This window comes from Xanthobacter flavus (assembly GCF_017875275.1).
In the GTDB taxonomy this organism is placed as follows: Bacteria; Pseudomonadota; Alphaproteobacteria; order Rhizobiales; family Xanthobacteraceae; genus Xanthobacter; species Xanthobacter flavus_A.
This window is the reverse complement of the sequence record NZ_JAGGML010000001.1, coordinates 993,864-1,006,139: the sequence shown is the minus strand read 5'-3', so window position 1 is coordinate 1,006,139 and position 12,276 is coordinate 993,864. Positions and strand designations below refer to the sequence as shown.

The window sequence follows — 12,276 nt, the reverse complement described above, 5'->3', positions numbered from 1 at the left end:
GTTGTGCAGAAATGGGCAGCGGAGCGCGGCATGAACTGGGACTATCTGCGGGCGCTCATTGCGGTGGCGCGCGGCGGCACGCTGTCGGCGGCGGCGAAGATGCTCGGTGTGAAGCATTCCACGGTGAGCCGGCACCTGGCCGGCCTGGAGGCCGAGATCCGGACCCGCCTCGTGGTGCGCGCGCCGGGCGGGCTGACGCTCACCGACGCTGGACTGCGCCTGCTGGAGGCCGCGGAAGCCATGGAGCTTCAGGCCCAGACCGCGCAGGACGAGATATCGGGACGCGACGTATCCATCTCCGGAACGGTGCGCATCGGCGCGCCGGATGCCTTCGGCGCCTATTTCCTGTCGCCGCGCCTCACCCGCCTCCTGGACCAGAACCCGGCGTTGAAGGTGCAGCTCGTGGCCACGCCGCGCTCCTTCAACCTCACCAAGCGCGAGGCCGACATCGCCATTGCCCTGACCATGCCGGAGCGCGGTCGTCTCGTGACCCGCAAGATGGCGACCTATGGGCTCGGCGTGTTCGCCAGCGCCGCCTATCTCGCGGAGAAGCCAGCGATCCGCAGCGTGGACGACCTGCGCCGCCATCGCTTCATCAGCTACATCGACGATCTCATCTTCACCCGCGAGCTCGATTATCTCGGCGAGGTCGCCACCGGCATCGATGCCGCCTTCCAGAGCTCGAACCTCTTTGCCCAGATGCACGCGGCGCGGGCGGGGCTCGGTGTCTGCATCCTGCCCTACTTCCTGGCGTCTGGTTGTCCGGACCTGAGGCTGGTGCTGCCGGATGCCGTGCGCCTCGTGCGGTCATGGTGGATCATCGTCCATGAGGAGCAGAAGAACATCGCGCGGGTGCGCATCACCGCGGATTTCATCACGCAGGAACTTGCCAACGAAGCCACCCTGCTGATGCAGCCGGCCGCGCAGAACCTTTAAGGCGGCGAGGCGCTGCAGATCAGTGTTGACCTTGGCTGATTGCGCGTTTGACCGATGGGATCGGAGCGTCCTGCCTTGCGCATGAGCATTTCATCGGCCGCCTGCGCAGGACGGCGTCCAGCGCGAGAACCCCGAGTTTGACCATGAGCCGCACACTGCAATGGCAGCCCCGATGGCCGCAGGGGTGTCTGCCACTGATCCCCACGAATGGATCCCGCCAACCTCGTATTGTCGGATGGATTGATGGTCTCGATTGCATCCGAGCCCAGCCATTCGCCTCAGATGCGTCCGTGTTTGGTGATGACGACCTGGGAAAAGCCCCGAGGTTTGTTCGTCGAGCGGCTGGCCTGCGATCCTGTCGCTGTCGAGCAGCTCTTGGAGGAGGCCGTCAAGCGCGGCTACGCCCTCTCGGATCGGAAATCCTGAAGACCAACCGGGGTGCCGCAGTTGCCGTGATGCGCGGCGACAACGGCGAACGCGAAGGCTCAGCTTTTCTTGAGCACGCGCCGATTTGATTGCTCTGCGCGCGCTTCTTCGACGTGCGTCTCGCGCAGGTCACTCGGCCGCCGTCTGCCGCAAAGATCTGTTCAAGAAGCTTTGCTTTTTCATCGCAAATTCTATGGCGCCGGTTCAGTTTATTATGTGACACATGGGTCGGCCGCTTGTACAGACAAGCCTTGCCGGAGGAACAAGTGCTTCCTCTCGCCGTTGGCCTCCAGGAGCCGGCCTGAGCGAGCGGCGAGCCGCGACCTCTTTCCGCCATTCATCAAGCTCCGGCCCACGCATCAGGAGATAATTGATGAAGGCACTGACCTTCCACGGCAAAGGCGACATCCGCTGCGAGCAGGTTCCGGACCCGCAGATTCAGCATGCGCGGGACGCAATCATCAAGGTCACGGCCTGCGCCATCTGCGGCTCGGACGTGCACATCTACGATGGTGTCATCCCCTCGATGGAGCATGGCGACGTGCTGGGGCACGAGACCATGGGTGAGGTGGTGGAGGTCGGCAGCGGCGCGTCCAACCTGAAGGTGGGCGACCGCGTGGTGGTCCCCTTCACCATTTCCTGCGGCGAATGCTTCTTCTGCCGGCGCGGCTTCTATTCGGGCTGTGAGCGTTCCAATCCCAACCACAAGATGGCCGAAGAGATGTGGGGATACTCGCCTGCCGGCCTCTTCGGATACTCTCATATGCTGGGCGGATACTCGGGCGGGCAGGCGGAATATCTGCGCGTGCCCTATGCCGATGTCGGCCCCATCAAGGTGCCGGACGGGCTCACCGACGAGCAGGTGCTTTTCCTCTCCGATATTTTCCCGACTGGCTACATGGCCGCCGAATTCTGCGAGCTGAAGGGTGGTGAGACGGTTGCGGTGTGGGGCTGCGGCCCGGTGGGTCAGATGGCCATCCGCAGCGCCTTCCTGCTGGGCGCGGAGCGTGTGATCGCCATCGACACAGTGCCCGAGCGCCTTGCCCTGGCGCGGGCCGGCGGCGCGGAAACGCTGGATTTCCTCGGCGAGGACATCTACGAGCGCATCCGCGACATGACGAACGGCCGTGGCGCCGACGCCTGCATCGATGCCGTGGGCACGGAGGCGGATGCCTCATCGTCCCTCTACGCCCGCATCGACCGCATCAAGGTGGCGGCCTTCATGGGCACCGATCGGCCCCATGTGCTGCGGCAGGCCATCCAATGCTGCCGCAACTTCGGTGTCGTCTCCATCGTCGGCGTCTATGGCGGCTTTCTGGACAAGATCCCGATGGGTTCTGCCATAAATCGCGGCCTCACCTTCCGGATGGCCCAGACCCCGGTCCAGCGTTACCTGCCAATCCTGCTGGAGCGCATCCAGAACGGCGACATCGACCCGTCCTTCGTCATCACCCACCGTGCCGGGCTCGAGGACGGTCCGGATCTTTACGCCCAATTCCGCGACAAGAAGGACGGCTGCATCAAGGTCGTCCTCAAGCCCTGAAAGGACATGCCATGGCCCAGGCCATTCCCCATACCCGAGCTTCTGGGACGCGGCCTCTTGCGGTCGTAACCGGCGCATCGTCGGGCATCGGCTACGAACTGGCGCTGCTGCTGGCGCAGGACGGGTTCGATCTCGTCATCGCCGCCGACCAGCCAGACATCGTGACGGCATCGGAGGCCCTCAGCGCGGCGGGCGCGAAGGTGCATTCCCTCCAGACCGATCTCGCTACCACCGAGGGTGTGGACAAGCTCTGCGCCGAGGTCGGGCGCCTCGGACGGCCTGTGGAGGTGCTCTGTGCCAACGCCGGCCACGGACTCGGGAAGGGCTTTCTCGATCAGGATTTCAATGCCGCGCGGCATGTTGTGGACACCAACGTCACCGGCACGATCTATCTCATCCATCGCATCGGCAACGCCATGCGGCGGGAGGGGACGGGCCGCATCCTCATCACGGGCTCCATCGCGGGCTTCATGCCGGGCAGCTTCCAGGCGGTCTACAACGGCACCAAGGCCTTCATCGATTCCTTCGCCTGGGCCCTGCGCAACGAACTGAAGGACACCGGCATCACTATCACCTGCCTGATGCCGGGCCCGACTGAGACCGAATTCTTCCAGCGTGCGGACCTGATGGACACGCAGGTCGGGCAGGCCGAGAAGGACGACCCCGCCGATGTGGCGCGCGCCGGATACAAGGCGATGATGTCGGGCGAGGGCGATGTGGTCGCCGGCTGGAAGAACCGCATCGAGAGCGCGATCGCCAATGTCACGCCGGCAGCGGTACTGGCCGAGCAGCACCGCAAGATGGCCGAGCCGGGATCAGGTGAGGGCTGAAGCGGAACAATACTTCATAACTGCCGAATAATTCGCAGCATTAGCTGTATTTTCTCACTTCAAACTTGACGTTAGGAACAATAACGGGTCCCAAGCCTTCCCGATGTGGTGGCTGCGGCACGATTAGTCGGCCCCGAAAACCTGAACACAAGTGGAGACGGAAATGGCGACGAGCCCGACCCGAGATCTCTTCGTCGTGGGGCTAAGGAATGCCCACGCCGTGGAGAACGAAGCGCTTTCCATCATGAACCGGCAGATCGACCGGCTGGAAAACTACCCCGAACTTTCCGCGCGGCTGCGGACGCACGTGGAGGAGACCAACGGCCAGCTCAAGCGGCTGGACGATATCCTTGGGAGCCTTGGCGAGGACAACTCCACTTTCAAAGATGTCGCGGCGTCGTTCATGGGAAACATGGCCGCCCTCGGCCATTCGATGGCGGGCGACGAGATCTTAAAGAACTCCTTCGCGGACTACGCCTTCGAGAATTACGAGATCGCGGCTTACCGCTCCCTCATCACCATGGCCGAAACCTGCGGCGCGCTTGCGGCGGTGCCGCTGCTGAAGGCCTCGCTGGAAGAAGAGCAGGCCATGGCCGAATGGCTGGAAATGCACCTGCCGCAGGTCACGCAGCGCTACATCGCGCTGGAGTCCGCCGGCGAGAAGGCGAACCGCTGACGCAGCGATTTCCTAAGGAGACACCGTCATGTTCATCCATCGCAAGCAACTGCAGTATCACGCGAAGCCCGACGCGCCGGATCCTCTGTTCGCCAAGCTTCTTCAGGAGCCGCTCGGCGGGCAGTGGGGCGAGATCAGCGTCATGATGAGCTACCTCTGGCAGGGCTGGTCCTGCCGGGGGCCCCAGAAGTATCGCGACATGATCCTTGACATCGGGACCGAAGAGATCGGCCATGTGGAGATGCTCGCCACCATGATCGCGCGCCTGCTCGAAAGTTCACCGGTGGAGGCACAGGAGAACGCGGCAAAGGATTCCGCCGTGGGCGCCATCCTCGGCGGTGCGCGTATCGAGGACGCGATCATGGCGGGCATGAACCCGCAGCATGCCATAGTCGCCGGCTCCGGCCCGCGTCCGGTGGACAGTGCCGGCAATCCCTGGACCGCGGGCTACATGACCGCGAGCGGCAATCTCCTCGCCGACTTTCGCTTCAATCTCACGGCGGAAAGCCAAGGCCGGCTTCAGGTGGCGCGGCTCTACAATCTCACCAGCGACACCGGCGTGCGCGACATGCTGTCCTTCCTCATCGCGCGGGACACCATGCACCAGAACCAATGGCTCGCCGCCATCAAGGAGCTGGAGGAGGAAGGCTTCGACCGCACGCCGGTGCCGGCCAACTTCCCGCGCGAGATGGAGATGCAGGATGTCTCCTACCTCTACATCGACGCCTCCGAAGGCACCGCGAGCAAGGCCGGGCGCTGGGCCAAGGGGCCTTCGCCGGACGGTCAGGGCGAACTGAGCTATGAGCAGATTCGCCCTCTTGCCGAAGACGATGGAATCCTGGGCGAGGCCGACCCCCGCATGTACGGCACTGCGGCCGTGCCGATGCCGCCGGCCGCCGCCGAGTAACACCTTCTAGAATGAAGCCGGGGTGCCGAACGGCCCCCCGGCCGTGCGGCGCCGCCTTCGGGCGGCGCATGCGGTTTTGCGCCTCGAGTATTGAACTATCCGCCGGCCCGCTCCTGCAGCAGGCGTTGCGCAATGACGGAGGCACTCGCCACGTGCTGGAGGGCGGCAGCATGCGCGTCCTCGGCCTTGCCCGCGCGGATCGCTTCCACGATCCGCTGCATCTGCTTGGGGCCTTCCACCTCACGGCCCGGCGTCTTGATCGTCATCGAGCGCGCCGCCCGCCAGGCCATGATGCTGGGCGCGACCCATGCGGGGCTCGCGGTGTCGAACACGTCCACCGCACTCATCCACGGGCTGAGCCGGCCCATCGGCGCCTTCTTCCATGTGCCGCACGGCCTCTCGAACGCCATGCTCCTGCCGCTGGTGACGGAATACTCACTCTCCGCCGCGCCTGCGGGCTACGCGGCGGCCGCCCGTGCACTCGGCTGGGCGACGGGCGCCACGGGAGACGAAGAGGCCGGGCGAGCCTTGGTGCGGGGATTTCGCGATCTCAATGACCGCTTGAAGGTGCCCACACCCAAGGCCTATGGCCTGGACGAGGACACTTATTTCCGCCTCCGCCCGGAAATGGCCAGCCAGGCCCTCGCCTCTGGCACGCCGGGGAACAACCCGCGCATTCCCACCGAAGACGAGATCATCCGTCTCTACGAGATCGCCTGGGATGGGGGGCAATTGGCGCGTGACAACGTTGCCTGACGGCTCGGACCCCCACGCTCCACCACCTCGTGAGGGATGTTTGCGCGGCAGCCGGCCGCCCGAATGCCCCGCAGACGACGAACGATCGAAATTTGGGCACGGGTCGGAAAGTGACCGCCCAGCACAGCGGCATACCCCATATTTAGTGATTTAAAACAATCATTTAATGGAGTAACGACTGGCCAATCAATCAGCTTTACCGGGCGTGGCGGCCTGCACAAACTAAGTAAGCACTTAATTTGTTTACACGCCCCGCCGCCGCCGTACAGCCGGAGATTTCGGACATGTCGCTGACCCGTCGCGCCTTCGGCCGTAACCTGTTGACCGGCGCCGGCCTCGCAGCCGCCGGCGCCTTTCCCGGCGGGCTGATCACCCCCGCGCGCGCCGCCGACCGGCTGCTCGTGGTGCAGTGGGGCGCGCAGTGGATCGAGGTCTCAAAGCAGATCGCAGCCGATTTCAACAAGACGAACCCCACGCAGATCGCCTGGGAGCTTCACTCCGGCGGCGCGGCGGCTGTCGTCGCCAAGATCAAGGCGGTTTGGCCGAACACCCAATACAATGTACTCTCGGTGTGGGATCCGGTCTTCCGAGCGATGATCAAGGAAGACTGGCTCCTTCCGATCGACGAGAGCATCGTCACCAACCTCGCCACCATCCCCGACCAGTTCATCCAGAAGAACGACAAGGGCCAGAAGATGAGCGTGCCGCTCTCCACGGCCGGCGCGTTCTGGGGCTATCGGGAGGACCTGCTGCCGGGCGGCTTCAATTCGGTTGAAGACCTGCTGCGTCCGGAGTTCAAGGGCAAGCTGTGCGTGCCCTATCCCATCGGGCTGACCGGGCTCTTCATCGTGAGCTGCGCGCTCCAGCGCGGCGGCAATGAGCGGAACGCCGAGCCGGGCTGGGAGCTGGTCAAGGAACTGGCGTCGAAGGGCCAGATCGGCATGATCGCCACCAACAATTCCGAGTATATCAACGCGATGGCAAGCGGCCAGTACTCGGTCGGCTTCTGGAACAACGGCGGCTGGTTCGCCACCGCCAAGAATTTTCCGGTCAAGTTGAAGAACCGAATGCCGGGCAACAAGGTGTTCCTCTACAATGAAGGCTTCTGCGTGCTGAAGGGTTCGCCCGCGAAGGCCGCCTTCGAGTTCGCCAATTTCTTTGCCGAGCCGAAGATGAACGAGCTCTACAACATGAATCTCGGCTCCGGGCCGACCCAGCCCTCCGCCAAGCCCAATCCGATGCTGGCGGACTGGTATTTCGCGCCGAGCGATCTGGAGAAATACGCTTACTTCGCAGACTTCGCCTATCTCGGCTCGGTGGTGAACGAGTGGAACGCCCGATGGGAGCGCGAGATCGTGCCGCTGGTGCGGCGCGGCTGATCGGGAGGCGAGGGGAACGGGGCGAACGGCGACATGGCACGAGCGGGCGGCAAACGGCGCGACGGCTTGACGGCGCTTCTCCTGTGGCCGGCGCTCATCATCGTGGCGCCGCTGCTGCTCGGCCCCCTTCTGGTGCTCGGTCACGAGAGCCTGAAGCCGTTCGTGGGCGGGCGCATCGGCGGCGACGATGCCGGTGCGCTCACCCTCGACAACTACGCCCAGATCGCCGCGCCGGAATACGCGCGCTATTTCCTCGACACGTTCCGCATAAGCTTCATCAGCGCCGGCCTTGCCATGGTGCTGGGCTTCCCCATGGCGCATTTCATCGCCCGGCGGGCTGGGCCGCTCATGCGCCGGGTGCTGATGGGCGGCCTGGTCGGAACGCTCTTCCTCAGCATCATCGTGCGGGTTTACGCCATCGCCGTGAGCTTTGGCCCGCTCGGCCCGCTCTCGGGGTTCGGACGCCTGTTCGGCATCGCCCCTGCCAGCCCGGACGGTGCGGAGCTGATGGTGGTGCTCAGCCTGATGAACACGACGCTGCCGCTGGTCGCCCTCACGCTGGTTGGAACGCTGCAGAACATCAATCCGCGGCTCGAGGAGGCGGCGATGTCGCTCGGGGCGCCGCGCTGGAAAACCTTCTTCCAGGTCACGGTGGCGATGAGCCTGCCCGGCATTCTATCGGCGGGCATCATCGCCTATGCCTTCTGCCTCAGCAATCTGGTGGTGCCGATGCTGGTGGGGCGCGGCTTTATCCTGTTCGTGTCGAACCTCATCTACTCGCGCTTCTCGGAAGTGGCCAATTTCCCCGGCGGCGCCGCGCTGTCGATCGTGATGATGGTGGTCTCCGTCGCCCTGTTCTACGGGCTGCTGCACCTCGTACGCGCCAATTGGCAGGAGGCGGGCAAATGAGCGATTCCCATGTGAACGGACGGTTGCTCAGCAAGCGCATGGCGGATGCCCTGTTCGAGGCCGCCTACCTTTCGCTCGTCACCTTGTTCATCGCCTTCTCGCTGATCCCGGTCCTTGTCGCGATCGTGCTGTCATTCGATGCGCGCAGCTTCATCGGCCCGTTCCCGCCCACCGCATTCTCCCTGCGCTGGTATGAGCGCTTCCTGGCCGACAATTACTATCAGGACGGCCTCGTCAACAGCCTGATCATCGCCACCGTGGCGACGCTGGTGGCGACCGTTGTCGGCACGCTGGCGGCCATCGCGCTCAGCCGTGCCACCTTCCGCGGTCGCGCCTTGCTGCAGGCGGCGCTGCTCTCGCCGCTGGTGGTGCCCAATGTCGTCCTTGGCTTCGGCATGCTGATCTTCGCCAGCCGGCTGGGCATCATCGATGGCATGACACGGCTGATCATGGGGCACATCCTGATCACCTTTCCCTATGTCATGCGCACCACCGCCGCTTCGTTGGTCGGCATCAAGGCGAGCTACTACGAGGCGGCGCTCAGCCTGGGCTCGCCGCCCTGGAAGGCGCTGTGGCAGATCACCTTGCCGCTGGCCCGCACCGGCATCATCGCCGGCGCCGTGTTCGGCTTCGTCACCTCCTTCGACAATGTGGGCATCAGCATCTTCCTGACCGACGCCTTCACCTTCACCCTGCCTGTCGCGCTTCTCGCGCAGATGCGGGCGAACCTCGACCTGACCATCGCGGCACTGTCGGTCATCTTCATCGTCGCCACCGTGTTGCTCATCGTCGTGCTCGACCGCGTCGCGGGGCTCGATGTGGTGGTCGGGCGCGGCGTATACGGGCGCTGAGCATGTCTGTTCTCGACATCCAGAACATCACCAAGCGTTTTGGCACCACTGCGGCCGTCGACAATGTGAGCTTCTCCGTCGATCGCGGCGAAATCGTTGCGCTGCTCGGTCCATCGGGCTGCGGGAAAACGACGACGCTGCGCATGATCGCCGGCTTCGAGTGGCCGGACGAGGGACGCATCGTCATCGGCGGCGCCGACATGGCGACACGCCAGCCCTACGAGCGCAATGTCGGCCTTGTGTTTCAGGACTACGCGCTGTTCCCGCATATGAGCGTCGCGCAGAACATTGCCTATGGCATGAAGAACCGGGGCGTGAAGCGGGCCGAGATCAGCCAACGCATCCGCGAGGTGCTGGAGCAGGTGCAACTGCCCGGCATCGAGGAGCGCCGGCCAAGCGCGCTCAGCGGCGGCCAGCAGCAGCGCGTCGCGCTGGCCCGGGCGCTCGTCACCAGGCCGGATATCATGCTGCTCGACGAGCCATTGTCCAATCTCGACGCCAAGCTGCGGCTCCAGCTCCGCCGGGAGATCCGCACCATCCTCGGCAGGTTCGGCTGTACGTCGATCATCGTGACCCACGATCAGGAAGAGGCGATGGGCCTCGCCGATCGCATCGTGCTGATGAACAAGGGGCGGATCGAGCAGATCGACACGCCGCACGCGCTCTATCAAAGCCCGCGCACGCTGTTTGCCGCCGACTTCATCGGCCATTCCAACTGGATCGGCGGCACGCTTTCCCGCCGCGGCGGCGGTGCGGCGACTGTCGAGACGGCTCTTGGGCTTCTGCCGGTCATTCCGCGTGACGTCGCGGACGGCCCGGTGACACTCTGCATCCGTCCCGAGCGCCTTGCCCTCCTCAACTCCTCCGACCAGGCCGAAATCATGCTCGACGCGCTGGTCGAGCGGCACGATCCCATCGGTGCGGATCTGCGCATCTGGTCGCGGCTCGCCGATGGCACGTCGGTCCAGTCGCTGGAGAAGAATGTCGGACGCGAGCTTCCCGCACCGGGCGCGCGCGTCAGGCTCGGCCTGCGCATCGTCGACGGCATCGTGCTTGCGGGGCGGAGGCAGGAGCCATGATACAGCGCCCGCTCGCCATACGCGGCGGCCTTATGGCGTTTCCCTCGGAGGGGGAGGTACGCGCGGCCGATCTTCTGATCCAGGATGGGCGGATCGCCGCCATCGTCGCGCCCGGTGCCGCGCTGCCCGAGGAGGCTGAGCTGGTCGGCGCGAACGACCGGCTGATCATGCCCGGCCTCGTCAACGCGCACACCCACAGCCATCTCGCCATCGCCAAGGGCGTCTCGCGTGCCTGGACGCTTGAGCTGCATCTCCACAACGGCCCATGGACCGGCGGCGGCCAGAACCTCGCGGATCGCCATCTGCTGGCCCAGGCCTCAGCCGCCGAGATGCTGCTCAAGGGCTGCACCGCCTGTTACGATCTGGTGCTGGAGCTTCCGCACCCCTCGCCGGACGGCATGTTCGCCACCGCCGCCGGCTATATCGACGCCGGCATGCGCGCCGTCGTCGCCCCGATGCTAGCCGATCGCACCTTCTGGCAGGCGATCCCCGGCCTGCGCGATGCGCTGCCGGACCATGCGCGGGCCGAGATCGACACCATCCGCATGGCCGGCGTCGACGCCAACCTTGAAGCCTGCGAGCGCATGTTGAGGGAATGGCCGCACGATCGGTCATGGGTGCGCCTGGGCCTCGCCCCCACCATCCCGCTGCACTGCTCGGACGCGTTCTGGACGGGAGCACGCGCGCTGGCCAATGCCCACGGCGCGCCGATGCATGCTCATCTTGCGGAATCGAAGATCCAGGCCATCGCCGGACGCGCCCGCTATGGCATGAGCCTCACTGCTCACCTCGATGCACTCGGTATCCTCGGCCCCGATTTCACCGCCGCCCACGGCATCTGGCTCGATGACGCCGATCTCGAACTGCTGGCACGGCGCGGCTGCTCGGTCGCGCATAATCCGTCGAGCAATTTCCGGCTCGGCAGCGGCATCGCGAACGTGCCGGCCATGGTGGCGGCCGGCGTGCGCGTCGGCCTCGGCTCGGACGCCTGCAGCTGCTCGGACCACCAGAACCTGTTCGAGGTCATGCGCCTCGCCTGCTATCTCTCCCGCACCGCCTCGTTCGATCCCGACGACTGGCTCTCGCCGCGCGATGTGTTCGAAATGGCGACTTGCGGCAGCGCGCGGGCGCTCGGCCTGCATGAGATCACCGGCGACATCCGGCCGGGTCTCGCGGCGGATCTTGTCTTTCTCGACCTCGGCAGCGTCAACTTCACGCCGCTCAATGATCCGCTCTACCAGCTCGTCTTCGCCGAAGAGGGGCGCAGCATCACCCGCGTCATGGTCGGCGGCCGCACGGTGGTGGAGGACGGACGTTTGACCACCATCGACTATCCGGCGCTGCGCGCACGGCTGAACGACCGCGCGCGCGAGATCTTTGCCGCCAACGCTCCGCGCAAGGAGATGCTGGCCGCCATCGAGCCGTTCGTGAAGCATTTCTGCGTCGGCCTTGCGCAGGGGCGTATTGAACTCGCGGAGAGTGTCGCGCCATGATCGCCACCACCGACGCTGCCGCACTGCGTGCAGCCTTCTCCCCCATCCTCGCCACGCTGATGGAACAGACGGGCGCGATACGCTGCACCGTGCGCCTCGACTATCCCGCGCTCGGCCTCAGCGTGAACGTACCTTGCGCCGAGGTGCTGGCGCCGGGCGCCGCCTCAATGATGGATAATAGCGCCGTCGATCATCGTCGGGCGCGGAGTGTCCGCTGGATCGAGAAGAACCGGCGCGCCCTGATCCAGGGGGACGTCTTCGCCGATCCCGATCTTGCCCCGCCGCCGGCGCTGATCCGCATCTTCGGAACCCGCTCGCAGATGGTGGCGCCGCTGGTCGGGCGCGACGACTATCTGTTCGGCTGGGTATCCGCCCATTTCGCCGAAGGACCCCGCGTGTTCGAGCCCGCCATCATCGCCGCGCTGGAGGCGGCGCGCGATGCCGTGCGCGATACGCCGGGGGTGCCGTTGGACATCTGAACGGAGCGCGCG

At 65.2% G+C, this 12,276-nt stretch carries 14 protein-coding genes; 13 read left to right on the top strand and 1 reads right to left on the bottom strand.

Features of this window, described 5'->3' with window-relative positions:
* Positions 1-30: 30 nt before the first annotated feature.
* The 6 genes from J2126_RS04895 (at position 31) to J2126_RS04870 (ending at position 5,318) form a co-directional block, all read left to right on the top strand.
* A complete protein-coding gene (locus tag J2126_RS04895; RefSeq protein WP_209484495.1) occupies positions 31-936 on the top strand; it encodes a LysR family transcriptional regulator in 906 nt (301 codons plus the stop codon).
* 207 nt (positions 937-1,143) lie between these two features.
* On the top strand, positions 1,144-1,362 hold the full coding sequence (locus J2126_RS04890) for a hypothetical protein (RefSeq protein ID WP_209484493.1): 219 nt from the start codon (positions 1,144-1,146) through the stop codon (positions 1,360-1,362).
* A gap of 373 nt (positions 1,363-1,735) precedes the next feature.
* Positions 1,736-2,905 (top strand): zinc-dependent alcohol dehydrogenase, encoded by a 1,170-nt coding sequence (locus tag J2126_RS04885; RefSeq protein WP_209484491.1) that lies wholly within the window; start codon positions 1,736-1,738, stop codon positions 2,903-2,905.
* 11 nt (positions 2,906-2,916) lie between these two features.
* On the top strand, positions 2,917-3,735 hold the full coding sequence (locus tag J2126_RS04880; protein ID WP_209484489.1) for an SDR family NAD(P)-dependent oxidoreductase: 819 nt from the start codon (positions 2,917-2,919) through the stop codon (positions 3,733-3,735).
* A 163-nt stretch (positions 3,736-3,898) separates the two neighbouring features.
* On the top strand, positions 3,899-4,411 hold the full coding sequence (locus tag J2126_RS04875) for a ferritin-like domain-containing protein (RefSeq protein WP_209484487.1): 513 nt from the start codon (positions 3,899-3,901) through the stop codon (positions 4,409-4,411).
* Between the two features lie 28 nt (positions 4,412-4,439).
* The gene (locus J2126_RS04870) at positions 4,440-5,318 is read left to right on the top strand and encodes a manganese catalase family protein (RefSeq protein ID WP_209484485.1); all 879 of its coding nucleotides are present in this window, start codon (positions 4,440-4,442) and stop codon (positions 5,316-5,318) included.
* A gap of 95 nt (positions 5,319-5,413) precedes the next feature.
* On the opposite strand, the gene J2126_RS25260 is transcribed toward J2126_RS04870, so the two are convergent.
* The gene (locus J2126_RS25260) at positions 5,414-5,584 is read right to left on the bottom strand and encodes a hypothetical protein (protein WP_245327207.1); all 171 of its coding nucleotides are present in this window, start codon (positions 5,582-5,584) and stop codon (positions 5,414-5,416) included.
* Here J2126_RS25260 and J2126_RS04865 point away from each other — a divergent pair.
* The 7 genes from J2126_RS04865 to J2126_RS04835 all read left to right on the top strand — a co-directional run bounded on the left by J2126_RS04865 (position 5,574) and on the right by J2126_RS04835 (position 12,264).
* Positions 5,574-6,074, top strand: coding sequence for an iron-containing alcohol dehydrogenase (locus tag J2126_RS04865; RefSeq protein ID WP_245327206.1), 501 nt, complete (start codon positions 5,574-5,576; stop codon positions 6,072-6,074). The two genes, J2126_RS25260 and J2126_RS04865, sit on opposite strands and share 11 nt — an antisense overlap.
* A 284-nt stretch (positions 6,075-6,358) precedes the next feature.
* Positions 6,359-7,453 (top strand): extracellular solute-binding protein, encoded by a 1,095-nt coding sequence (locus J2126_RS04860; protein WP_209484481.1) that lies wholly within the window; start codon positions 6,359-6,361, stop codon positions 7,451-7,453.
* A gap of 66 nt (positions 7,454-7,519) precedes the next feature.
* Positions 7,520-8,362, top strand: a complete 843-nt coding sequence (locus J2126_RS04855; RefSeq protein ID WP_209484479.1) for an ABC transporter permease — start codon at positions 7,520-7,522, stop codon at positions 8,360-8,362.
* On the top strand, positions 8,359-9,213 hold the full coding sequence (locus tag J2126_RS04850) for an ABC transporter permease (RefSeq protein ID WP_209484477.1): 855 nt from the start codon (positions 8,359-8,361) through the stop codon (positions 9,211-9,213). Before J2126_RS04855 ends, J2126_RS04850 begins: the two co-directional genes overlap by 4 nt.
* Before the next feature lie 2 nt (positions 9,214-9,215).
* Positions 9,216-10,292 (top strand): ABC transporter ATP-binding protein, encoded by a 1,077-nt coding sequence (locus J2126_RS04845; protein WP_209484474.1) that lies wholly within the window; start codon positions 9,216-9,218, stop codon positions 10,290-10,292.
* Positions 10,289-11,785 (top strand): amidohydrolase family protein, encoded by a 1,497-nt coding sequence (locus tag J2126_RS04840; protein ID WP_209484472.1) that lies wholly within the window; start codon positions 10,289-10,291, stop codon positions 11,783-11,785. The genes J2126_RS04845 and J2126_RS04840 overlap by 4 nt, the downstream gene beginning before the upstream one ends.
* Complete coding sequence (locus J2126_RS04835) at positions 11,782-12,264, top strand: GAF domain-containing protein (protein WP_209484470.1); 483 nt, start codon at positions 11,782-11,784, stop codon at positions 12,262-12,264. The genes J2126_RS04840 and J2126_RS04835 overlap by 4 nt, the downstream gene beginning before the upstream one ends.
* Positions 12,265-12,276 lie beyond the last annotated feature (12 nt).

What these genes read in the sequence shown, in the direction of transcription:
- J2126_RS04885 (WP_209484491.1), top strand. Translation starts at nt 1,736, where the DNA reads ATGAAGGCACTGACCTTCCACGGCAAAGGCGACATCCGCTGCGAGCAG.
- J2126_RS25260 (WP_245327207.1), bottom strand. Translation starts at nt 5,584, where the DNA reads ATGACGATCAAGACGCCGGGCCGTGAGGTGGAAGGCCCCAAGCAGATG.
- J2126_RS04835 (WP_209484470.1), top strand. Translation starts at nt 11,782, where the DNA reads ATGATCGCCACCACCGACGCTGCCGCACTGCGTGCAGCCTTCTCCCCC.
- J2126_RS04845 (WP_209484474.1), top strand. Translation starts at nt 9,216, where the DNA reads ATGTCTGTTCTCGACATCCAGAACATCACCAAGCGTTTTGGCACCACT.
- J2126_RS04850 (WP_209484477.1), top strand. Translation starts at nt 8,359, where the DNA reads ATGAGCGATTCCCATGTGAACGGACGGTTGCTCAGCAAGCGCATGGCG.
- J2126_RS04895 (WP_209484495.1), top strand. Translation starts at nt 31, where the DNA reads ATGAACTGGGACTATCTGCGGGCGCTCATTGCGGTGGCGCGCGGCGGC.
- J2126_RS04860 (WP_209484481.1), top strand. Translation starts at nt 6,359, where the DNA reads ATGTCGCTGACCCGTCGCGCCTTCGGCCGTAACCTGTTGACCGGCGCC.
- J2126_RS04880 (WP_209484489.1), top strand. Translation starts at nt 2,917, where the DNA reads ATGGCCCAGGCCATTCCCCATACCCGAGCTTCTGGGACGCGGCCTCTT.
- J2126_RS04890 (WP_209484493.1), top strand. Translation starts at nt 1,144, where the DNA reads ATGGATCCCGCCAACCTCGTATTGTCGGATGGATTGATGGTCTCGATT.
- J2126_RS04875 (WP_209484487.1), top strand. Translation starts at nt 3,899, where the DNA reads ATGGCGACGAGCCCGACCCGAGATCTCTTCGTCGTGGGGCTAAGGAAT.
- J2126_RS04870 (WP_209484485.1), top strand. Translation starts at nt 4,440, where the DNA reads ATGTTCATCCATCGCAAGCAACTGCAGTATCACGCGAAGCCCGACGCG.
- J2126_RS04840 (WP_209484472.1), top strand. Translation starts at nt 10,289, where the DNA reads ATGATACAGCGCCCGCTCGCCATACGCGGCGGCCTTATGGCGTTTCCC.